This is a genomic window from Rhodococcus sp. BH4, assembly GCF_002079265.1.
GTDB classification, from domain to species: domain Bacteria; phylum Actinomycetota; class Actinomycetes; order Mycobacteriales; family Mycobacteriaceae; genus Rhodococcus_F; species Rhodococcus_F qingshengii.
Genome location: NZ_CP014941.1, coordinates 3,087,899 through 3,110,001, shown reverse-complemented (window position 1 = coordinate 3,110,001; position 22,103 = coordinate 3,087,899). Strand labels below are relative to the sequence as shown.

The 22,103-nt window shown below is 63.8% G+C and carries 22 protein-coding genes; 3 read left to right on the top strand and 19 right to left on the bottom strand.

Annotated elements, in window-relative coordinates; all coding sequences use genetic code 11:
* Window positions 1-52 precede the first annotated feature (52 nt).
* Window positions 53-565: a hypothetical protein gene (locus A0W34_RS14550; protein ID WP_232330042.1), complete on the top strand. Its 513-nt coding sequence runs from the start codon at window positions 53-55 to the stop codon at window positions 563-565.
* Here the strand turns inward: A0W34_RS14550 and A0W34_RS14545 are convergent.
* The 3 genes from A0W34_RS14545 to secG all read right to left on the bottom strand — a co-directional run bounded on the left by A0W34_RS14545 (window position 552) and on the right by secG (window position 4,553).
* On the bottom strand, window positions 552-1,337 hold the full coding sequence (locus tag A0W34_RS14545; RefSeq protein ID WP_081557850.1) for an oxidoreductase: 786 nt from the start codon (window positions 1,335-1,337) through the stop codon (window positions 552-554). The two genes, A0W34_RS14550 and A0W34_RS14545, sit on opposite strands and share 14 nt — an antisense overlap.
* 104 nt (window positions 1,338-1,441) lie before the next feature.
* Window positions 1,442-4,216: a phosphoenolpyruvate carboxylase gene (ppc, locus tag A0W34_RS14540; protein ID WP_081557849.1), complete on the bottom strand. Its 2,775-nt coding sequence runs from the start codon at window positions 4,214-4,216 to the stop codon at window positions 1,442-1,444.
* A gap of 103 nt (window positions 4,217-4,319) precedes the next feature.
* On the bottom strand, window positions 4,320-4,553 hold the full coding sequence (gene secG / locus A0W34_RS14535; protein ID WP_003944946.1) for a preprotein translocase subunit SecG: 234 nt from the start codon (window positions 4,551-4,553) through the stop codon (window positions 4,320-4,322).
* 209 nt (window positions 4,554-4,762) lie between these two features.
* Here secG and A0W34_RS14530 point away from each other — a divergent pair, with 209 nt between their 5' ends.
* Window positions 4,763-5,548: a tyrosine-protein phosphatase gene (locus tag A0W34_RS14530; RefSeq protein WP_081557848.1), complete on the top strand. Its 786-nt coding sequence runs from the start codon at window positions 4,763-4,765 to the stop codon at window positions 5,546-5,548.
* A 90-nt stretch (window positions 5,549-5,638) separates the two neighbouring features.
* On the opposite strand, the gene tpiA is transcribed toward A0W34_RS14530, so the two are convergent.
* The 16 genes from tpiA to fmt form a co-directional block, all read right to left on the bottom strand.
* Window positions 5,639-6,424: a triose-phosphate isomerase gene (tpiA, locus tag A0W34_RS14525; RefSeq protein ID WP_042445664.1), complete on the bottom strand. Its 786-nt coding sequence runs from the start codon at window positions 6,422-6,424 to the stop codon at window positions 5,639-5,641.
* 6 nt (window positions 6,425-6,430) lie between these two features.
* Window positions 6,431-7,642, bottom strand: a complete 1,212-nt coding sequence (locus tag A0W34_RS14520) for a phosphoglycerate kinase (RefSeq protein WP_003944901.1) — start codon at window positions 7,640-7,642, stop codon at window positions 6,431-6,433.
* A 17-nt stretch (window positions 7,643-7,659) separates the two neighbouring features.
* Window positions 7,660-8,679 (bottom strand): type I glyceraldehyde-3-phosphate dehydrogenase, encoded by a 1,020-nt coding sequence (gap, locus tag A0W34_RS14515; RefSeq protein WP_003944851.1) that lies wholly within the window; start codon window positions 8,677-8,679, stop codon window positions 7,660-7,662.
* 158 nt (window positions 8,680-8,837) lie between these two features.
* Window positions 8,838-9,815: a DNA-binding protein WhiA gene (whiA, locus tag A0W34_RS14510; RefSeq protein ID WP_021344225.1), complete on the bottom strand. Its 978-nt coding sequence runs from the start codon at window positions 9,813-9,815 to the stop codon at window positions 8,838-8,840.
* Window positions 9,812-10,876, bottom strand: a complete 1,065-nt coding sequence (locus A0W34_RS14505) for a gluconeogenesis factor YvcK family protein (protein WP_003944943.1) — start codon at window positions 10,874-10,876, stop codon at window positions 9,812-9,814. The genes whiA and A0W34_RS14505 overlap by 4 nt, the downstream gene beginning before the upstream one ends.
* Window positions 10,873-11,772, bottom strand: coding sequence for an RNase adapter RapZ (rapZ, locus tag A0W34_RS14500; protein ID WP_081557847.1), 900 nt, complete (start codon window positions 11,770-11,772; stop codon window positions 10,873-10,875). Before rapZ ends, A0W34_RS14505 begins: the two co-directional genes overlap by 4 nt.
* Window positions 11,769-13,961: an excinuclease ABC subunit UvrC gene (uvrC, locus tag A0W34_RS14495; RefSeq protein ID WP_081557846.1), complete on the bottom strand. Its 2,193-nt coding sequence runs from the start codon at window positions 13,959-13,961 to the stop codon at window positions 11,769-11,771. Before uvrC ends, rapZ begins: the two co-directional genes overlap by 4 nt.
* A gap of 74 nt (window positions 13,962-14,035) precedes the next feature.
* Window positions 14,036-14,509, bottom strand: a complete 474-nt coding sequence (locus A0W34_RS14490; RefSeq protein ID WP_003944987.1) for a PH domain-containing protein — start codon at window positions 14,507-14,509, stop codon at window positions 14,036-14,038.
* Entirely contained in the window at window positions 14,506-15,003 is a 498-nt protein-coding gene (ribH, locus tag A0W34_RS14485) for a 6,7-dimethyl-8-ribityllumazine synthase (RefSeq protein ID WP_003944999.1), read from the bottom strand. The genes A0W34_RS14490 and ribH overlap by 4 nt, the downstream gene beginning before the upstream one ends.
* Window positions 15,000-16,274, bottom strand: a complete 1,275-nt coding sequence (locus tag A0W34_RS14480; RefSeq protein ID WP_003944833.1) for a bifunctional 3,4-dihydroxy-2-butanone-4-phosphate synthase/GTP cyclohydrolase II — start codon at window positions 16,272-16,274, stop codon at window positions 15,000-15,002. Before A0W34_RS14480 ends, ribH begins: the two co-directional genes overlap by 4 nt.
* A 110-nt stretch (window positions 16,275-16,384) precedes the next feature.
* Entirely contained in the window at window positions 16,385-16,993 is a 609-nt protein-coding gene (locus A0W34_RS14475; protein WP_003944892.1) for a riboflavin synthase, read from the bottom strand.
* Between the two features lie 5 nt (window positions 16,994-16,998).
* Window positions 16,999-18,051, bottom strand: coding sequence for a bifunctional diaminohydroxyphosphoribosylaminopyrimidine deaminase/5-amino-6-(5-phosphoribosylamino)uracil reductase RibD (ribD, locus tag A0W34_RS14470; RefSeq protein ID WP_030536416.1), 1,053 nt, complete (start codon window positions 18,049-18,051; stop codon window positions 16,999-17,001).
* 8 nt (window positions 18,052-18,059) lie between these two features.
* Window positions 18,060-18,743 (bottom strand): ribulose-phosphate 3-epimerase, encoded by a 684-nt coding sequence (rpe, locus tag A0W34_RS14465; protein WP_019748384.1) that lies wholly within the window; start codon window positions 18,741-18,743, stop codon window positions 18,060-18,062.
* A 64-nt stretch (window positions 18,744-18,807) separates the two neighbouring features.
* Window positions 18,808-19,155, bottom strand: coding sequence for an MmcQ/YjbR family DNA-binding protein (locus A0W34_RS14460; RefSeq protein ID WP_003944924.1), 348 nt, complete (start codon window positions 19,153-19,155; stop codon window positions 18,808-18,810).
* Window positions 19,156-19,195: 40 nt separating this feature from the next.
* Window positions 19,196-20,644, bottom strand: coding sequence for an RsmB/NOP family class I SAM-dependent RNA methyltransferase (locus A0W34_RS14455; protein ID WP_081557845.1), 1,449 nt, complete (start codon window positions 20,642-20,644; stop codon window positions 19,196-19,198).
* Window positions 20,641-21,564, bottom strand: coding sequence for a methionyl-tRNA formyltransferase (gene fmt / locus A0W34_RS14450; protein WP_081557844.1), 924 nt, complete (start codon window positions 21,562-21,564; stop codon window positions 20,641-20,643). Before fmt ends, A0W34_RS14455 begins: the two co-directional genes overlap by 4 nt.
* A 288-nt stretch (window positions 21,565-21,852) precedes the next feature.
* Between fmt and A0W34_RS14445 the strand changes: the two genes are divergently transcribed.
* On the top strand, window positions 21,853-22,059 hold the full coding sequence (locus A0W34_RS14445) for a hypothetical protein (protein WP_003944900.1): 207 nt from the start codon (window positions 21,853-21,855) through the stop codon (window positions 22,057-22,059).
* Window positions 22,060-22,103: the final 44 nt, after the last annotated feature.

Below are 22,103 nucleotides of genomic sequence, written 5' to 3'. Positions count from 1 at the left end.
AAAAGCATTGGATTGGGCGGCTCGACGCCGCGGAGGAAAGGTGGTCCGTCCCGTGACGTTCACACCCAATCAGCCGGATCACCAACGCGCCTTCGGGTTTCAGCTGCCGTCGACCCGCGCAATTCCCTCCCTCATGCCCGACCGTTTCGGACCTAGCCTAATCGGATCGCTCTGGGCGTGCGCCGGGATCGTCGCCGGAAGCCTCGGCCCGTGGACGTCATCCTCCACGCTGGACCACAGTGGTATCGACGAATGCGGAGTGATCACTCTCGTCCTCGCTCTCTGCGCGGTGACCGCGCTGATCACCCTCATGGTTCGAGACGTCACGCCCGAGATCAAGAATCACTGCACCGGCCCTTTGGTCGGAATCGCGGTCTTGATCGTTGCCGTCGGAAACGCCGCGTCCATCGTGCGACGTAGTACCGAGTTCGCAGGGCACACTGCCGGACCGTCCATCGGGTGGGGACTGTGGGTGGTCATCGTGTCCGCAGTGATCCTGTGCATCACGTCGTCGACCGTCGCGCACATGATCAGGTTTCAGGCAGCAATGATCACAAGGTCTTGATCAGACCGCCATCGATCACGAAATCCGCGCCTGTCACGTTCCCCGCACGATCGCTGGCGAGGAACAACACCAGGTCGGCAACCTCTTCGGGGAAGGTGAACCGCCCAGTCTCGGCTCCGGCCGCGGCGCTTTCGACGATGTCGTCGGCGGCTGATCCACTCGCCTTCGCCAGCGTCGAGGCCACTCCGTGCTTGCCGAGCCACAACTCCGTTTGTACCGGGCCGGGGCTGACGGTATTGACGCGGATCCCCTGCCCGCCCAGTTCTTTCGACAACGACTTCGAGAAGTTGGTCAACGCCGCTTTGGCGGCGCTGTAGTCGATCACCGTGGGGTCAGGTAAGAATGCGTTGACCGAACTGATCGTCACGATGCTCCCGCCTCCTCGGCGGATCAACTCCGGCAGCGCAGCGCGAACAGTGCGTACAGCCGACAAGAACGTCAGATTGAACGACGCCGCCCACTCTTCGTCTGTGATGGCCGCGAAACCGCTCGTTCTCGGGGTGACGGCCCCGACGTTGTTGACCAGGATGTCGACGCCGCCCCTCGCTGCTGCAACCTCGAGCAGTCGGGTTGATCCTTCGACACTCGTGAGGTCGACGCCGACAAAGGTGACGGCGCCGCCGGACTGCAGCGATTCGAGTTCCGGCGAGAGCGTCCGCGAGCCCGCGACGACGTGGACTCCCTCGGCCACCAACGCCCGCGTGACAGCCAGTCCGATACCTTTTCCCGCGCCGGTAACGACGGCAGTTCGTCCGTCCAATTGCAGATCCACTGCGGTCCCCGTTCGGTCCGGTGCGCAGCGTTGGGTGTGCGTGCGACAGCTCTAGAGTCGCCGCACGCACACCCTGGTAAACCTGCAGAACCAGCCGCTGTTACCTAGCCACTGTTACGAAGCGCAGTGGCCAGGCCGTTCATCGTCAGCTGGATACCCCGACGCACCTGATCGCTCTCGTCGCCGGAACGGTACCGACGGATCAGCTCGACCTGTAGATGGTTGAGAGGTTCGAGGTACGGGAACCGGTTGTGGACCGAACGCTCGAGGCCCGAGTTGTCGGCAAAGAGGTTCTCGTTGCCCGTGATTGCCTTGTACATGCGAATTGTGCGTTCGTGCTCGTCGGTGATCATTCCGAAGACTCGATCGCGCAGTTCGGCGTCGGGCACGAGGTCCGCGTACCGGGCCGCCAAACCGAGATCCGACTTCGACATCACCATGGCCATGTTCGAGAGCACGGTTCGGAAGAACGGCCACTTCTCGTACAGGGCCGTCAACGTGGCAAGCCGAGTGTCGTCTCCGTCTATCCATCTTTCGAACGCGGCGCCGGTTCCGTACCAACCCGGAAGCATCACGCGAGACTGACTCCACGAGAGCACCCAGGGAATCGCTCGCAGATCGGAGATCGCCTTGGTCTGCTTGCGCGAGGCCGGACGAGAGCCGATGTTGAGTGCCCCGATCTCGGCGACCGGTGTCGACGCTTCGAAGTACTGCACGAATCCTGGTGTGTCGTGGACCAATTCGCTGTACGCGGTGCGGGCGAGGGCCGCGAGCTCGTCCAGTACCGCGTAGGCAGCGTCGGCATCGCTGCCGAGTCCTTCGACGTCGAGCAACGTCGACTCGATAGTCGCGGCGATGAGTGTTTCGAGGTTGCGATGTGCCAGACGCGGTTCGGCGTACTTGGCCGCAATCACCTCACCCTGCTCGGTGATTCGCAGAGAACCAGCGACTGCACCGGGAGGCTGAGCCAGAATCGCTTCGTAACTCGGTCCGCCGCCACGTCCGACGGTTCCGCCGCGGCCGTGGAAGAGCCTCAACCTGATTCCGCTCTTACGCGCGGCATCGACGAGGTCGAGTTCGGCACGGTACAGCGCCCAGTTGGCTGCCAGGTACCCGCCGTCCTTGTTCGAGTCGGAGTACCCGAGCATCACTTCTTGACTGTCACCACGGGAACGGACGATCGCACGATAGATCGGGATGTCGAGCGTCGCCAGCAATGTGTCGGCGCCGCCCTGCAGATCCTCGATCGTCTCGAACAACGGCACGATGCCGATCGGGCACGAGGGCTCGCTACCGACGCCCGGATCGAGCACCCCGACCTCTTTGAGCAGCACTGCGGCCTCGAGCATGTCACTGACCGAGGTACACATGCTGATGATGTAGTTGGGTACCGCACCCGCTCCGAGAACCCGCACTGCCTTGGCACCGGCCGCCATGATGGCCAGTTCCTTGGTGGTCAATTCGCTGAACTCGGCGTCCGGCGAAGTCAGTGGTCGCCGCGTCGTCAACTCGGCCGACAGCAATTCGACTCGAACGGCTTCCGGCGAGGACGCGTAGTCCGGGTGAACTCCGGCCCACGCCAGAAGTTCTGCGACGACGCTTTCGTGTACCTCGGAGTTCTGCCGCATGTCCAGACCGGACAGGTGAAAGCCGAACACCTCCACCGCTTCTCGGAGCCGATCGAGTCGATCGTCGGCGATGGTCTCGTCACCGAAACGACGCAACGAGGTGTCGATGATTCCGAGATCCCGCTGCAACTGTGCCGGGTCGGTGTACGCCTCGAGTCCGTCGTCGGAGCCGTGGGCGGGCAACTCCCCCAGTACCGTCAGTGCTGTGGCGCTCAAGCGCCCGCGGATACCGCGAATCGCGCGACGGTACGGCTCGTCGGCCCGGAAGGCAGAGTCGTCGCCGGAGGTAGACGCCAGCAGATCGAGTTCGGGCGTGACGGAAACCAGCCGCGCCGACATCGACAGTTCACGCTCGAGATGTTCGAGTTCCTCGAGGTGATGCTCGAGAGCAGTCGCCGCAGCGCGCGACGTGGCGCGCTGGACGATTTCGCCGGTCACGTACGGATTGCCGTCTCGGTCACCGCCGATCCACGAACCCGGCCTCAGGATCGGTTCCGGCAGCAGGCCAGCTTCCGGCCAACGCGCGCGCAGAGCTTTGCGAACCTCCGCATTGATCTTCGGAATCACCTCGAACAACGCTGCGTCGTAGTAGCGCAGGCCTACCTCGATTTCATCCTGGATGCGGAGGCGGCTGAGCCGGATCAGAGCCGTCTGCCACAGGGTCAGGATCTGACGGCGCAATTGCAGATCTACATCAGCGGTTTCTGCGACGCTCAGCGCCGTGCGCTCGCGGTATCGCATCAACTCGGTGATCCGACTCTGCGTCTCGAACACCGTACGGCGTCGAGTCTCCGTCGGGTGAGCGGTGATGACGGGTGAGACCAGGGCGCCCCGAAGCGCTTCTTCGACGGTGGCCGAATCGATATCGGCTGCATCAAGTTTGGTGTACGTGGCCGCGAGAGTGCTGTCGCGGGGCGGTTCCCCCGCGTTGACGTGGATGGCCCGTCGACGCTCGCGATGGATGTCCTCGGCCAGGTTGGCGAGCAGTGCGAAGTGACTGAACGCCCGGATGACGGGAATGGCGTCGTCCGTACTGATTTCGGCGAACAGCGACACCAGTTCGGCGCGATCGATCTCCGAACGACGGACTCGGAACGACTCGACACGGGCTCGCTCGACCAGATCGAACACATTGTCGCCGGCTTGCTCTCGCACTATTTGTCCGAGTATTCCGCCGAGAAGCCGGATGTCTTCGCGCAGCGGCTCGGTGGCCTCTCGCGGTGTTTCTCGATGCGACGCGGTTTCAGTCATCACACAATTATCGACCGAAACAAAGAACCCCGCTCGATAGGCGGGGTTCCGTGTCTGAAATTCGTGTGTGAAAAACTACCGGCTGTAAGTCATGAGCCGAGAATCAGGCGAACTTGATCTCCAGGCCGATGCCGACGATCGAAATGAGCCAGATCAACGCGGTGAAGACCGTCAACCGGTCGAGGTTCTTCTCGACAACAGTCGATCCGGACAGGCTGGACTGGACACCGCCACCGAACAGACTCGACAAACCGCCGCCCTTACCGCGATGCAGGAGCACCAAGGCGATGAGGAGCAAGCTGGTGATGACCAGCAGGATATCCAGGAACAGTTTCATGTCTGTCTACGTCCACCAATCCAATAGGGACAACTACAACCGATAACACCATACAGGCGCGCGCAGATAGCCTGACCACATACCCGCCTCGCACATGACTTTGCACCCGGCCAGGCACGATTCTTGGTCAGTGGCATCGATCACACTGTCGAGATACCGATTCAGTAGTTTTTCAGTCGACGCGACTCTACCTCCGAAAGGCCAGCTCCATGCTTTCCGACACTGCCCTGCCCAACACTGCCCTGCCCGACACACCGCGTCTGGCTTCGATTCACAACTTCCGCGACGTGGCCGGCCCCGGGTACGTCACGACCAGCGGACAGGCGATGAGCCGCGGAGTCTTCTACCGTGCAAACGTACTGACGCCCTCGCCCGAGGATCTTGCAATCGTGGAATCGCTGGGGCTGACCGCCGTCTATGACGTGCGCTCCGAAACCGAGGCGAACGAAACTCCCGACATCGTGCCGGCGCCGGCGATGTACGCCCACATTCCCATCCTGTCCGGAAACATCCACGCCGAAGCGATGGCTCTCCGAACAGCGGACGCTGCAACAGCTTTCATGCAGAACATCAATCGCAGCTTTGTCGCAGACCCCGTCACTCGGAACGGATTTTCGCAGTTGTTCGCCGCCCTGGCGACCACCGAGGGGCCGCAACTCTTCCACTGCACGGCGGGCAAGGACCGAACAGGTTGGGCGGCAGCACTACTGCAGACACTCGCTGGTGTACCGCGCGAAACGATCACGGCGGACTACCTGCTCACGAACACGTACTCGGCCGAGTACATCGAGGCAACAGTCGCGAAGATCGCCGCTGCCACAGATGCAGACAAGGGCGAGGTGATCCGGTTGCTGCTTTCCGTCGACGCGAGTTACCTGGGCGCTGCCTTCGAGCAGGTCGAGCACCACTACGGAACCGTTGAGAACTATCTGACCGCCGGGTTAAAGCTTGCTCCCGAACTCGTCGGCGCTCTGGAAACCAAACTGGTGAGCTGACTCGCGAACAAAAAAACTGCGGGTGTGTGACCTACTCGGTCACACACCCGCAGTCTTAGTCGCGAGCAGTTTCAGCTCACTACCCGATCATCACGGGAGCGGACCGCCTGCAGCGATCGCAGACAGTGTTGCGAACTCGTCAGCCTTGAGCGACGCGCCTCCGACAAGAGCGCCGTCGACGTCGGTCTGGCCGACGATCTCTCCGACGTTCTTGGAGCTGACGCTACCGCCGTACAGAACGCGAACGCCGGCCGCGACCTCGGCGTCGGCAAGTTCGGCCACTGTTGCTCGTACCGCAGCACACACTTCCTGTGCATCGGCGGCAGAAGCGACACGGCCGGTGCCGATGGCCCAGACAGGTTCGTACGCGATGACGATCTTGGAGATCTCCTCCGCACTCAGGCCCGCCAACGAACCCTTGAGCTGGTCGACGTTGTAGGCGACATGCTCGCCCGCTTCGCGGATCTCGAGGCCTTCGCCGATGCACACGATCGGCGTGAGGCCGTTCTTGAGAGCAGCCTTCGTCTTCGCGAGGACGGTCTCGTTGGTCTCACCGTGAAGGGTGCGACGCTCGGAGTGACCGACCACGACGAAGGTGCAACCGAGCTTGGCCAGCATGGAGCCGCTGATCTCGCCCGTGAACGCACCCGAGTCATGAGCCGAGACATCTTGCGCGCCGTACGTGAGGAGGAGCTTGTCGCCCTCGATCAGCGTCTGGACGCTTCGGATGTCGGTGAACGGCGGGATGACCGTGACGTCCACTTTGTCGAAGTACTTCGCAGGCAAGGAGAAAGCGATCTTCTGCACCAGGGCGATAGCCTCGAGGTGGTTCAGATTCATCTTCCAGTTGCCGGCGATCAACGGCTTACGTGCCATGTCGGATCAGCCTTCCAGTACTGCGATGCCAGGCAGCTCTTTGCCCTCGAGGTACTCGAGGGAAGCGCCACCACCGGTGGAAATGTGCGAGAAGCCCTCGTCCGGGATACCGAGCTGACGAACGGCTGCTGCGGAGTCGCCGCCGCCGACGACGCTGAAGGCGCCCTTCTCGGTTGCCTCCACGATTGCCTCGGCGACACCGCGGGTGCCTGCCTCGAACTTCGGGAACTCGAACACGCCCATCGGGCCGTTCCAGAACACCGTCTTGGCGCCGGTCAGGATCGCGGCAAAGCGCTTGACCGACTCCGGCCCGATGTCCAGACCCATCCAGCCGTCGGGAATCTTGTCGAACGGAACGATCTTCGACTCGGCATCGGCCGAGAAGGAGTCCGCGACGACAACATCCTGAGGGATGTGGATGACGTCGGCGTACCGGTCGAGGAGATCCTTGCAGGTCTCGATCATGGACTCTTCACACAGCGAATTGCCCACGGACACACCCTGAGCCGCGAGGAACGTGTAGAACATTCCGCCGCCGATCACCAGAGTGTCGACCTTCGGCGCCAGTGCCTCGATGACGGCCAGCTTGTCCGAGACCTTGGAGCCACCGAGCACCACCGCGTACGGACGCGCTGCGTCCTGCGTGAGCTTGGCGAGCACCTCGACCTCGGCGCCGACCAGGTATCCGGCGTAATGCGGGAGCAGCTTCGCGACGTCGAAGACCGAAGCCTGCTTACGGTGAACAACACCGAATCCGTCGGAGACGAATGCGCCGTCGTCACCGACCAGCTCGACGAGAGCCTTGGCGAGCTTGACCCGCTCGGCTTCGTCCTTGCTGGTCTCGCGAGGGTCGAAACGGATGTTCTCGAGCATCAGGACGTCACCATCGGTGAGTCCTTCGGAACGAGCCAGCGCGTCCTGTCCCACGACGTCACCGGCGAGTTGCACGTTGCGACCGAGGATTTCGGCCAACTTCGCGGCAACCGGTGCGAGGGAGAACTTGGGATCGGGCTGACCGTCGGGGCGCCCGAGGTGCGCGGTCACGATGACCTTCGCTCCACCCTCGGCGAGTGCCCGCAGGGTGGGAGCGGACGCGACGATGCGACCCGGGTCCGTGATTTCTCCGCCATCCAACGGGACGTTGAGGTCGGAACGCACCAGTACGGTGCGCCCCTCGACCCCAGCGTCCAGCAGATCCTTCAGCGTCTGAACTGCCACTGTTATCGAAACTCCGCTCAGAGAGACTTGGCGACGAGGCCGATGAGGTCGGCGAGGCGGTTGGAGTAGCCCCACTCGTTGTCGTACCAGGAGACGATCTTGACCTGGTCGTCGATGACCTTCGTCAGACCCGAGTCGAAGATCGACGAGTGCGGGTCGGTGACGATGTCCGAGGAGACGATCGGTGCGTCGGTGTACTTCAGGATGCCCTTGAGGGGTCCTTCGGCAGCAGCCTTCATCGCGGCGTTGATCTCGTCGGCGGTGGCCGACTTCTTCAGGTTCGCGGTGAGGTCGGTGACCGAGCCCGTGGGGATCGGCACGCGCAGTGCGTAGCCGTCGAGCTTGCCTAGCAGCTGCGGGAGAACCAGGCCGATTGCCTTGGCTGCACCGGTACCGGTGGGAACGATGTTGAGGGCAGCTGCGCGGGCGCGACGGAGGTCTGCGTGCGGAGCGTCCTGCAGGTTCTGATCCTGGGTGTACGCGTGGATCGTGGTCATCAGACCCTTGACGATGCCGAACTCGTCGTCGAGAACCTTGGCGATGGGGCCGAGGCAGTTGGTGGTGCACGACGCGTTGGAGATGATGTTCTGGCTGCCGTCGTACTTGTCGTCGTTGACGCCCATCACGATGGTGATGTCTTCACCCTTGGCCGGAGCCGAGATGATGACCTTCTTGGCGCCGGCTTCGAGGTGTCCCTTGGCCTTTGCGGCGTCGGTGAAGATGCCGGTGGACTCGACGACGACGTCGACGCCCAGCTCGCCCCAGGGAAGTTCGTTCAACGGGCCACGGTGTGCGAGGGCCTTGATGCGCTGATCGCCGACGACGATCGTGTCGTCACCGTCGAGCGACACGTCGTACGGCAAACGGCCGAGGATGGAGTCGTACTTCAGCAGGTGAGCGAGCGTCGCGTTGTCAGTCAGGTCGTTGACTGCCACGATCTCGATATCGGTGGTTCCGAGCGCCTTCTGCGCATCCACCGCCCTGAAGAAGTTACGTCCGATACGGCCGAAACCGTTTACGCCAACCCGGACAGTCACAATTCGCTCCTTTGACCATGATTCTGGTGTGCAACTTGACCCACGCATACTCCGAATCCGTGTGTGCACGACGCGGACGTGGGGTTCATCGGTCGATGTGACTCATACCCTAATGCGCGTGGCCCGAACGTGCGCAGCCCACCCTGACGGAGGGCAGGTCACCCCTCTTCGAGTAGCTCCACATTCACTGCGGATTCGGTGTCGGGTATGCCCGTTTCCTTGGCCTTGCGATCAGCCATCGACAGCAGGCGACGGATACGTCCGGCAACGGCGTCCTTGGTCATCGGCGGGTCGGCCAACTGGCCGAGTTCTTCGAGGGACGCCTGCCGATGCTCGACGCGCAGTGCACCCGCCGCCGCGAGGTGATCGGGCACGTCCTCACCGAGGATCTCCAACGCACGCTCGACCCGCGCAGCAGCCGCAACGGCAGCGCGAGCAGAGCGTCGCAGGTTTGCGTCGTCGAAATTGGCGAGACGATTGGCGGTGGCGCGGACCTCGCGTCGCATCCGCCTCTCCTCCCACACCAGACGTGTGTCCTGGGCTCCCATTCGGGTCAGGAGATCGCCGATGGCCTCACCGTCGCGGATCACCACACGATCCGTTCCGCGAACCTCACGTGCCTTCGCCGAGATCCCCAGACGCCGCGCAGCTCCAACCAGAGCAAGTGCGGCTTCCGGGCCCGGGCAGCTCACTTCGAGCGCCGACGAACGGCCGGGTTCGGTCAGGGAACCGTGCGCGAGGAACGCACCGCGCCACGCTGCTTCGGCGTCGCCGACACTTCCGCCGACGACCTGCGCAGGCAAGCCGCGAACCGGGCGCCCGCGAAGATCGAGCAGTCCCGTCTGGCGCGCGAGGGCCTCACCCTCCTTCGCTACACGCACGATGTAGCGAGCGGACTTTCGAAGCCCGCCCGCACTGAGTACGTGCACGTCGGCACTGTAGGTGAACAGGTCGAATATCTCCCGGCGCAGACGTCGCGCCGTGGAGCCCAGATCCACCTCTGCTTCGACGACCACCCGGCCGCCGACGATGTGGAGCCCACCGGCAAAGCGCAGCAACGCGGAGACCTCTGCCTTGCGGCAGCTGACCTGAGTCACCACTAACCGGCTCAGTTCGTCCTTGACCTCCGCTGTCATTGCCACGAAGCGTTCTCCCTCTGTTCTTCGGATTGCTGTTCTTGCAGGGAAGACTGTGTCGAATCCCCTACTGCCGCACTGCTCGACAGTTCAGCCAGTACATCGGCCAGTTTTGCCGGATCGTGTACATGCGCTGCGCCCGGTGAGGTGTCCGCGACATCCGCGTACCTGACTTCGGCTGAAAATTGATCCGCCGCACGCTGCAGATGTTCACGTTCACGCCCGGCCGGTACCGACGCCGAGTCGACCACCACGTAGTCGACCCGGAAATCGGGCACGTGTTGGGAGAGTACGTGCAGGTGACGCTCCGCGGAGAATCCGGCGGTCTCCCCCGGCTCGGGTGCGAGATTGAGCACCAGTACCTTTCGAGCCTTCGTCGACGACAGTGATTCGACGAGTTCGGGTACCAGGACGTGTGGGATCACGCTGGAGAACCACGATCCCGGGCCGAGAACCACGAGATCGGCACGATCGATCGCAGTCACGGCATCGGGGCACGCGGGCGGATTGGACGGGAGCAGTCTCACACGCCGAACCTTGCCCGGGGTGGTCGCGACGGCAACCTGTCCACGAATGCAGCGGCTGACGCGGGGGTCCTCTTCGAGTCCCTGAACGTCGGCTTCGATCTCGAGCGCGATCGGCGACATCGGCAGCACACGGCCACGGATTCGCAGCAGTCGCGCCATCTCGTCGAGCGCGACGACCGGATCGCCGAGCACCTCGGTCAGTCCGGCCAGGATGAGATTGCCCACCGAATGCCCGGCAAGTGCGCCGACACCGCCGAAGCGATGCTGAATGGTCCGAGTCCAGTCGACTATCTCGGGTTCGTCCGACGCGAGAGCTGCCAGCGCCATCCGGAGGTCTCCAGGCGGGATGACGCCGAGTTCGGCGCGCAGCCGGCCCGACGAACCACCGTCGTCGGCGACCGTGACCACGGCGGTGACGTCGACCGTCAAGCGTCTGACGGCCTGGAGCGTGGCGAACAATCCGTGCCCGCCGCCGAGCGCGACGATGGCCGGCCCCTCGGGTGTCTCCCGCGAGCGATGTGTCGGTTCACTCATTCGCGCCCCAGATCCCGGTGCACGATGCTGACCGAGATGTCGTCCTCGGAACCCAAACGCCTCGCGAGAGCTTCGGACATGGCTACGCTTCGGTGCTTACCGCCGGTGCATCCGACCGCAATTGTCATGTAGCGCTTTCCTTCTCGTCGATATCCGGCGATCGTCAAATCCACCAGATGTCGGTAGGTGTCGAGATAGTCTTCCGCGCCCTCGCGCGACAACACGTAGTCGCGGACGTCGGCATCCTGACCGGTGTGCGGGCGAAGTTCAGGGATCCAGTGGGGATTGGGCAGGAAACGAACGTCACAGACGAGATCGGCGTCCATCGGCAGGCCGTACTTGAATCCGAACGACTGGACCGTCACCTTCATCGTGCGGTTGGCATCGTTCCCGAACGCCGTTTCGATCTTCTGACGCAGCTGATGCGCCTTCAGCGCCGACGTGTCGATGACCAGATCGGCGGCCGCCTTCACCACGGCCAACTGCCGACGCTCGGCTGCGATCCCTTCGGACAATGTGCCGTCGATGCCGTCGCTCTGCAACGGATGACTGCGGCGCACCTGTTCGAACCGTCGGATCAACACGTCGTCCGACGCTTCGAGGTACAGCACCCGAGTATGGATCGGTTCCGCCTCGAGTTCGGTGAGCACCCACCCGAGATCGCCGGTGAAGAGTCGACTCCGCACGTCGATCACGACGGCGAGACGATCGACCGGCGGGTCGGAGGTCAGGCTCAGACCGACCATTCGGGAAATGAGCTCAGGTGGCAAATTGTCCGCGACATACCAGCCGAGGTCTTCGAGCACCTTGGCAGCGGTACTCAAACCTGCTCCGGACAATCCCGTCACCAGCAGGAAATCCATCGTTCGACTGTCTTTGGCGCTGTCGGTAGTCACTGTGCACTCGGCCCCGTCGTCGGCATGGACAATTCTCGCGACTCGGAGCCTTCGTCACCGCTACCGGATTCGGCGCTGGGCGCGTCAGCAGACGTAACAGACGATTCGGATTCCGTGTCCAGCTCATCATCCCCTACCGCGGCTGGCAGCGCTCGAGCTTCAGCACCCGCGTCGGCTGCAGCCGAATCCGTGCCGAGTGCGGCCAGAACTGCTGTGGCGGTGGTCTCACCGATACCGGGGACCTGCATGATCTCCTCGACCGTCGCCGTTTTCAGCTTCGCCACGGAACCGAAGTGAGCCACCAGAGCGGTTCGACGAGTTTCACCGAGCCCCTTGACCGAATCCAGAGCCGAAGCCGTCATCCGCCTCGAGCGTTTGCTGCGATGGAACGTGATCGCGAAGCGGTGGGCTTCGTCTCGGATGCGCTGCAGTAGGAACAACGACTCGCTCGTCCGAGGGAGGATGACCGGATCTTCTTCCCCCGGTACCCATACCTCTTCGAGTCTTTTGGCCAACCCGACTACCGCGACGTCGGTCACCCCCAGCTCGTCGAGGACCGCCGCTGCCGCCGTGACCTGAGGGGCGCCGCCGTCCACGACAAACAGATTGGGCGGATACGCGAACCGCCGAGGCCGGCCCGTCGCCGGGTCGATCGCCGCTTCGGGAGCCAGATCACCACCGTCCGAGTCCATGGTCGACGCCGACGCCGCGAGGACGCCCAGGTCGCGGTTGTGGCGCAGGAACCGCCGACGCGTGATCTCCGCGATACTCGCGACGTCGTCGGAATGACCGTCGCCGGCAGCTTCCTTGATCGCGTAGTGGCGGTAGTCCGACTTACGCGGGAGCCCGTCCTCGAACACGACCAGTGACGCCACGACGTCGGTTCCCTGGACGTGACTGATGTCGATGCATTCGATTCGTAGCGGAGCCGAGTCCAGGTCCAGTGCTTCCTGGATGCCCTGCAGCGCCGCAGAACGCGAAGTGAAATCGCCGGCGCGCTTGAGCTTGTGCTGCGTCAGAGCCTCTTTCGCGTTTCGCTGGACTGTTTCGGCGAGGTCTTTCTTGTCGCCGCGTTGCGGAACCCGCAGTTGCACTTGCGATCCCCGAAGCTTGCTCAGCCACGCCTGGATCTCGGTCGCGTTTGCCGGCAGAACCGGCACCAGAACTTCCTTGGGAACTGCGCTGATCCCGGCCTCGGAACCCGCTCCCGGGTCGAGGGCCGCCTGCTCCCCGTAGAACTGGGTGAGGAACTGCTCGACCAGGATCGGCAGGTCGGACTCGGCGTCGAGTGCGGCCCAGTCGATGGCGTCGCCTGCCTTCTCCACGACCCATCCACGCTGACCCCGCACGCGTCCGCCCCGCACGTGGAACACCTGAACGGCGGCTTCGAGATCATCGGTGGCAAAAGCGACGAGATCGGCGTCGGTGCCGTCACCGAGTACGACGGCCTGCTTCTCGAGCGCCTTGCGCAAAGCCCCGATATCGTCACGCAGACGGGCCGCGGTCTCGAAGTCGAGGTCCTCGGAAGCCTGCTGCATGCGCTTTTCGAGATCTTTGACCAACTTGTCCGTGCGGCCGGCGAGGAAGTCGCAGAAATCTTCGACGATCTGACGATGCTCCTCGGCGCTGACTCGCCCGACGCAGGGCGCCGAGCACTTGTCGATGTAGCCGAGCAGACACGGCCGGCCGATCTGGTTGTGTCGTTTGAAGACTCCGGACGAGCACGTTCGTGCGGGAAACACTCGTAGCAGCAGATCGAGTGTTTCGCGGATGGCCCAGGCATGGGAGTAGGGACCGAAGTACCGGACACCCTTGCGCCGCGGACCGCGGTAGACGAACAAGCGCGGGAACTCTTCGTTGAGCGTTACCGCGAGAACCGGATACGTCTTGTCGTCGCGGTACCGGACGTTGAACCGCGGATCGAATTCCTTGATCCAGTTGTACTCGAGCTGAAGCGCTTCGACTTCGGTACTGACGACGGTCCACTCGACGCTGCCGGCGGTGGTCACCATCTGCCGAGTACGGGGATGAAGTGTCGTGACGTCCGCGAAGTACGAGTTCAAACGTGAACGGAGGCTTTTCGCCTTTCCGACGTAAATGACCCGACCATGCGGATCGCGAAATTTGTAGACGCCCGGCGCAGCCGGAATGGTTCCGGTAGCGGGGCGGTAAGTCGAGGGATCCGGCACGGTTTCAGGTTAGTCGCCGCCACCGACCGACTCGGAAACGCGCAGGATGCGGGCACCGAACCGGTCGGAAGACGTCAGTTGCTCTTGTGAGCGACCGGTGCGTAGCGGTCGGCCAGTTCGCGGAACTTACCGACCGTGTCGACGGCGTACTCGCGGTCGTTGGACTGGATCGCCATCACTGCCATGTACTCGTCGTCGGGCAATTCGATGCGTGCCCAGGCGGCACCGTCGGGGAACGAGAGTCCCTCGAACAGATCCCAGTCGACGATCTTCTCGCCCAGGATGTTTCGTACGGCAATACCCTGCTTGCCCACCTTGACCCGGGGCCGCGTCAACATCAGCACACCGAGAGCCAGAATGGTGCCGATGCCTGCCATCGCGATCTGGTCCGCGGCACGGAAGTACACGCCGGTGGACCCCTGGCGAAGCAGGAGTGCCAGTGTGACGTGAACGATCACCAGGAGGACGGCAACTCCGATCGCGTATCGCGTCGACTTACGCGGTGACGCAATCAGTTCCCAGTTCTCGTTGTCGCCGGGTGTACTCATCGAAACGAATCCTCGGTCCATGGTGCTCGGAGATGGCGCAGGGTCACTGCGGTGTCCAGTGCGGCGGCGCAGGCCTGTGCGCCCTTGTCCTCGACGCTACCCGGCAGACCCGAACGGTCAAGAGCCTGCTGCTCGGTGTCGGTGGTCAGGACACCGTTCCCCACGGGGGTGCTTTCGTCGAGCGAGACGCGTGTGAGGCCCGCGGTGACCGCGTCGCACACGTACTCGAAGTGCGGCGTGCCACCGCGGATGACAACACCGAGAGCGACGACGGCGTCGTGCGTGCGCGCCAATGCCTGCGCAACGACCGGCAGTTCGATCGCGCCGGCGACACGGACCAGTGTCACGTCCTTGATCTGTGCTTCCTGCGCGACGCGCTGCGCGCCGGCGATCAGGGCCTCGGAGATCGTCGCGTGCCACTGCCCGGCAACGATCGCCAGCTTCAGATCCTTGGCCTCGGCGATCGCGAGCTGCGGCTGACCTTCGCCGCTCACAGTGCGGTTCCCGGCTGTGCGGTGTTCTGGTTCGCCTCGTACTCGTCCAGTCCGATCAGATCGTGGCCCATCCGATCGCGCTTGGTGCGCAGGTAGGTGAGGTTCTCCGCATTCGCGCGCAGCGGCATCGGAACACGATCGGTGATCTGCAGGCCGTAGCCGTCCAGACCCACACGCTTGGCCGGGTTGTTGGTCAGCAGACGCATCGACGAGATCCCCAGATCGACCAGGATCTGGGCACCGATGCCGTAGTCACGGGCGTCCGCCGGCAGGCCGAGTTCGAGATTGGCGTCGACGGTGTCGGAACCGGCGTCCTGGAGCTGGTAGGCCTGCAGCTTGTGCATGAGACCGATGCCACGACCCTCGTGCCCGCGCATGTACAGAACAACGCCGCGGCCTTCCTGGGCGACCATGTCCAGTGCGGCGTCGAGCTGCGGGCCGCAATCGCACCGCAGCGAACCGAAGACGTCGCCGGTGAGGCACTCGGAGTGAACGCGGACGAGTACGTCGCTACCGTCGCCGTCGGGGCCTGCGATGTCGCCGCGCACCAGCGCAACGTGCTCGACCTCGTCGTAGATGCTGGTGTAGCCGACAGCGGTGAACTCACCGTGGCGGGTGGGGATGCGGGCCTCGGCGATACGCAGCACGTGCTTCTCGTGCTTGCGACGCCACGCGATGAGGTCCGCGATCGAGATCAGAGCAAGGTTGTGTTCGTCGGCAAATACTCGCAGCTCGTCGGTCTGAGCCATCGCGCCTTCGTCCTTCTGGCTGACGATTTCGCAGATGACGCCGGCGGGACGCAGGTCCGCCATGCGGGCGAGGTCGACTGCAGCTTCCGTGTGGCCAGGACGACGCAGTACTCCGCCTTCCTTCGCGCGGAGCGGAACGACGTGACCGGGGCGAGTGAAATCGTTGGCACCGGATTCGGGGTTGGCGAGCAGACGCATCGTCGCAGCGCGGTCCGACGCCGAGATGCCGGTACCGATTCCCTCACGGGCGTCGACGGTGACGGTGTACGCCGTGCCGTGCTTGTCCTGGTTGGTGGCGTACATCGGGGGCAGGCCCAGCCGATCGCAATCGTCACCGTCGAGCGGCACGCACAGGTAGCCGGAGGTGTACCGGACCATGAACGCCACCAGTTCCGGGGTGGCCTTCTCGGCGGCGAAGATGAGGTCGCCCTCGTTCTCGCGATCCTCGTCGTCCACGACGACAACAGCTTTACCTGCAGCGATATCTGCTACTGCGCGCTCGATACTGTCGAACCTGGTCACGTGCTCGCACTCCAAAGTCTTGACTTTTCACATCATCGAATACAACAAGTGCATCCGACGGATGCACTGACAACCCTACGACCAATCGGACGGGTCCGATCAGCCTGGTCCTACCGACCGGCAGAGTGAAGCCGCTCGACGTACTTGGCGATCACGTCCACCTCGAGGTTGACCGGCGTACCGACCACAGCGGTTCCGAGCGTCGTCAACTCGAGCGTTGTCGGGATCAGCGAGATCTCGAAGTACTCGAACCCGCGGTCTCCGCCCAGCGCGGAGACCGTCAGCGAGACTCCGTCGACGGTGATCGAACCCTTCTCCACGACGTAACGGGAAATGGAGTCGGGCAGTGCGATCCGCACTACCTCCCAGTTCTCGGACGGCGAGCGGGAAATGACGTGGCCTGTTCCATCGACATGCCCTTGAACCAGGTGGCCGCCGAGTCGGCTGTTCAGCGCCGCGGCACGCTCGAGGTTGACGCGAGAGCCGACATCCAATTTCGCCAGGCTCGAGCGGTTCAGGGTTTCCTGCATGACATCTGCGGTGAACGAACCGTCGGCAAGCACGTCGACCACCGTCAGGCACACTCCGTTGACCGCGATCGAATCACCGTGGCCGGCGTCGGAGGTGACCAGTGGCCCGCGCACCGTGAAACGTGCAGCATCGACCAGTTCTTCCTTGGCGACAATTTCGCCGAGTTCTTCCACAATTCCTGTGAACACGCGCCCTACTCCTCGTTCCCCGGAGCAGAACTCTCCGGAACCAGACTCAACAAAATATCGGGGCCGATCGTTACCGCGGACTCCAAACGGAATCGGTGGGCGTCGGTGATGGTGTGCACTCCGGCATCGACGAGCGCGGAGGCGCCCGCGCCGAGCAGGATCGGAGCGATGTATGCCTCTATGACGTCGACATATCCGGCGGCAAGGAATGCTCCGGCCAGACGGGGCCCACCCTCGAGAAGTACGTCCGTGTACTCCCCCAACGCCTCGACTACTTCGTCGATGTTGTCGGTGTTGAGCACCAGAGTCGGTGCGGTGTCGTCGAGAATGCTTGCCGTCGAGGGTATTTCACGCTTTCCGACGACGACGCGAACGGGCTGGTGCGCCGCGAGCTCACCGGTGGGCTGACGTGCGGTCAGCCACGGATCGTCGGCAAACACGGTGCCGGTACCGACCACGATTGCATCGATCTGCGCTCGCTGCGCATGCACGCGCGCCCTCGCCTGCGGACCGGTGATCCACTGACTCGTTCCGTCCTCGGCGGCGCTGCGTCCGTCCAGACTGGCCGCGTACTTCCACGTGATGTGCGGGCGACCGGTGCGCTGTTTGTGCAGCCAGGCCCGCAGTGGACCAGCTTCCACCTCGGGTGCTCGCAGTCCGGCCGTGACGCTGATTCCAGCGCGCATGAGGGTCGCTGCGCCGCCGGAAGCCTCGGGATTGGGATCACCGACGGCGTAGACAACCGCCGAGACTCCGGCGTCGATCAATGCCTGCGAGCAAGGGCCGGTTCGTCCCTGGTGATTGCACGGTTCCAGTGTCACCACTGCCGTACCGCCACGTGCCGCATCGCCGGCCTCGTCGAGAGCTACAACCTCGGCGTGCGGTCCACCGGGCGGTTGCGTCATACCGACGCCCGCGATGGTTCCGTCGGCAGCGAGGATGACCGCGCCGACCGGTGGGTTGGGGCTGGTGAATCCGCGCGCGGAATCAGCTGCGGCCAGCGCGATCTGCATCGCGGCGTCGAGATCAGCCGTCGACGCCTGTCCACCCTTTGCCATCGAGCGGCTCAGACCGACAGCGTCAGGTGCGGCGACGCCGAGGCGGCCTGCGCGCGCAGCTTGCGCACCGCCTCACCGGGATCACTCGCTCCGTACACCGCCGAACCGGCGACGAAGCAGTCGATCCCTGCTTCAGCGGCCTGCTCGATCGTGGAAGCGTTGATGCCGCCGTCGATTTCGACAAGGAGCGTCAGCTCACCCGAGTCGACGAGCTTTCGAACTGCGCGTGCCTTGTCGAGCACCTGAGGCATGAAGGACTGACCACCGAATCCGGGTTCGACGCTCATGATCAAGAGGGTGTCGAAGTCCTTGAGGATTTCCAGGTAGTCGTCGATCGGGGTTCCAGGCTTGATGCTCAGCCCCGCCTTGGCACCAGCTGCACGAATATCGCGGGCAACCGAACGCGGATCGTCGGTGGCCTCGGCGTGAAACGTAACGTTGTACGCACCGGCCTCGGCGTACGGCGGCGCCCAGCGCTCCGGATTCTCGATCATGAGATGGCAGTCGAGCGGAATATCCGTCGCCTTCAGCAGACTCTCGACCACCGGCAGACCCAGCGTGAGATTGGGAACGAAATGCGCGTCCATCACGTCGACGTGAAGCCAGTCGGAGCCGGACACGGCAGTCGCTTCATCAGCGAGTCGAGCAAAATCTGCGGACAGAATGGACGGTGCAATCATCGGGGAAGCCACGACGCCGAGTTTAGCTGTGTCTCATTGCCGACCGTGCATGCACATCGGAGCCGGTGCAATCAGATCAGTTCTTGACGACGGTGTGGAGCTTTCGCACCTTGGCCGGTGCCTTGATCCGCCACGCGTCTTCGAGCATCTCACCCAACTGCACCTCGTCGATCAGTTCGAGGTGCACGAGGATCGAGCCGTGCCCGTGATAGTGATCGGTGGTGAAGAAAGCCGCCTCGCCACTGGCGAGTAGCGCCTCCTTCTCGTCCAGACCGCACATCACGACCAAAGCGCCCTCCGCTTCGGTGCGGAGCCGCGCAAAAGTCTTACCTGCCACCTTGAGTGCCGGGGTGTTGTACGAGGTCGACTCTTCCACGGAGGGAAGAGCCGAACCCAGTACTACAACCTGTTCCCACGTAACCATGTAGGCACCATACGACTACCGATGCCCAGAAGTCATCCGATCAGGCCAGCGGCTTGCGCAAAGCGGCCATGAACATCGCATCGGTCCCGTGTCGGTGCGGCCACAACTGAACCGACGATCCGTCTCCGACGTCCGGGACACCTGGCACCAATGCCTTGGTGTCGAGTTCCACGACGCCATGACGCCGCACCGCATCGGCGACCACAGCCAGCGTTTCCGACAAGTGCGGCGAGCACGTGGAGTACAGCACCACTCCGCCGGGGCGAACCAGTTCGATTGCGGCAGCAAGCAATTCACGCTGCAACTTCACGAGCGGGGCCACATCGGACGGCTGCCGACGCCAACGTGCCTCCGGGCGCCGACGCAGCGCACCCAACCCGGTGCAGGGAGCGTCGACGAGGATGCGGTCGTATCCGGGTTCGAGCCCGGATTCGCGGCCGTCCGCCACGTGTACGTCCACGGGAAGCTCGCGAGTGGTCTTGCGGATCAGTTCGGCGCGATGTTCGACGGGCTCGACGGCGTCGAGTCGCCCGCCTTCGATACCGGCGAGAGCGCCGAGAAGCGCTGCCTTACCGCCCGGACCTGCGCAGAGATCGAGCCAGCGTCCGGAGTCTTCACCTTCGAGAGGAGCAATGCTGAGGGCGCGGGCCACCAGCTGACTGCCCTCGTCCTGCACGCCCGCCAAGCCTTGGCGGACCGCCTCGAGCTGTCCGGGGTCACCGCCGTCGAGATGCACGGCGTATGGCGAGTACGGCCCGATCTCGCCGCCGGTCACCAGTGCAAGCTCCTCGGCGGAGATCTCGCCGGGGCGGGCGACGAGGTGTACGGCAGGGCGGGCGTCGTCGGCGATCAGGACGTCTTCGAGTTCACCGGCAGCAGCGCCGAGCGAGTCGGCAAATACCTGCGCGATCCACAGGGGGTGAGCGTGCTCGAAGGCGAGCCGGCCGACCGGGTCCTTCGGGGCCAGCAGCTCGACCCACTCCTCCTGGGTGCGTTCGGAAACACGGCGCAGGACCGCATTGACGAATCCTGCTCGGCCCTGGTCGTTTTCGGCGCGGACCAGATCGACCGAGGTTGCGACGGCAGCATGCGGTGCGACACGAGTGCGCAGCAATTGGTACGAGCCGAGTCGGAGAACATCGAGCAGAGTTCCGTCGATCTCTTCGATCGGCCGACCCGCTGCATGGGCGATCACCGCATCCAGCAGTCCCTGAGCACGTGCCGCGCCGTACGCCAGTTCGGTTGCCAGCGCCGCATCGCGTGCGTCGAGTTTGCGGTCACGCAGGAGCCCTGGCAGAACCAGGTTCGCGTACGCGTCACGCTCACGGACCGCGCGCAGGACGTCACGCGCCGCCAGACGCGGTTGATCGAGCCCGGCGGTTGCCGGATCAGGCCGCTTGGCCTGCTTCGGCTTGGTGTTCTTGCCGCCGCCGCCGGTCTTGGCTCCGGGACCCTGTGTCCGCCGTGCCGGTCGTCGTGATTCGGTCACTGTGCTCGTACCTCCGCGTCGAGTCGGGCACCGCGTGCCCAGTCCCCTGCCGACATCAATTTCTTGCCCGGGGGCTGAATCTGCCCGAGTCGCACCGCGGTGGTCGCGGTACCGATGTACAGACCATCCTTGCGTACCGAGATCTCACCGACTGCCAGGGTCTCGTCCGTGACGGTGATCGGGCCGACCTTGACTCGAAGATCACCGATCATCGTCCATGCCCCGGGTGCGGGTGTGACGGCTCGGATATGCCGGTCCACTGTGCGAGCGGGCAGTTCCCACCGCACGCGGGCCGCGTCCACCGTCACCTTGGGGGCATACGAGACGCCGTCGGCAGACTGCGGAACCGCGTTGATCTCGCCGGCCTCGAGTCCGTCGAGTACCGATTCGAGGAGGGCAGCGCCGTTTTCCGCGAGACGTCCGAGCAGGTCGCCCGCCGTATCGGTGTCGCGAATCCGCTCGGTCATCACTCCGTACACGGGGCCGGTATCCATCCCGGCTTCCAAACGGAACGCGCTCGCACCCGTCACCTCGTCACCGGCACTGATCGCGGCCTGCACCGGCGCGGCGCCGCGCCACGCGGGAAGCAACGAGAAATGCAGATTGACCCAACCGTATTTCGGAATGTCGAGGACGTTCTGTGGCAACAGGTTTCCGTAGGCGACGACGGGTGCACAGTCCGGTTCGAGGCGGGCGAGTTCGGCCGCGAAGTCGGGATCGGACGCCTTGGCCGGCGTCAGCACCGGGATGCCGTGCTCGTCGGCAAGCAGACCGATCGGCGATCGGGCGACTTTTCGACCGCGGCCCGCCACAGCGTCCGGACGCGTGACGACGGCTACCACTTCGTGGTTGGCGGATTCGATGAGCCGACGCAGTGAAGGAACCGCGGGTTCGGGTGTTCCGGCGAACACGACGCGCATGTCAGCTCTCCCGTTTCGTTGGGCTCTTCGGACTCTGATCAGCCGATCGGCCTGTCGAACGCGGTGGACTGCAACTCACGAAAATGCTCCCGGATGTGTCGGTGGGTGGAACTGTCAGTCTAAGGACTGCGAGAGCTACGACCTACCTCGCGCCACACCGAACCACTTTCTCAGCAATTTCTTTGATCAGAACCCTGCACATTCACCGGTCCTCGGTATTGACTGTTTCTGTCGTCGCCACTCGGCGGAGGCTGATACGGGATACACCGATCACACGGAGGAACTTAGATGGCAGGCATCGACAGTAAGTTCGACAAGGCCTACGCAGGAAAGTCCGTCGAAGAATTGGCGGACGCCCCGGTCGCGGCACTCAACGGCGTAAGCGATTCGGACGCAGAACATTTGAAGGCAGCGTTCAACATCAAGACCGTCCGCGACCTCGGAACGAACAAGTTCTTCCTGTGGGCGCAGGCCACTGCCAAGCTCGCCGAGTAAACATCCCGACCCACGTGATCTCGGTGCTCACGAGTTAGCAGCGC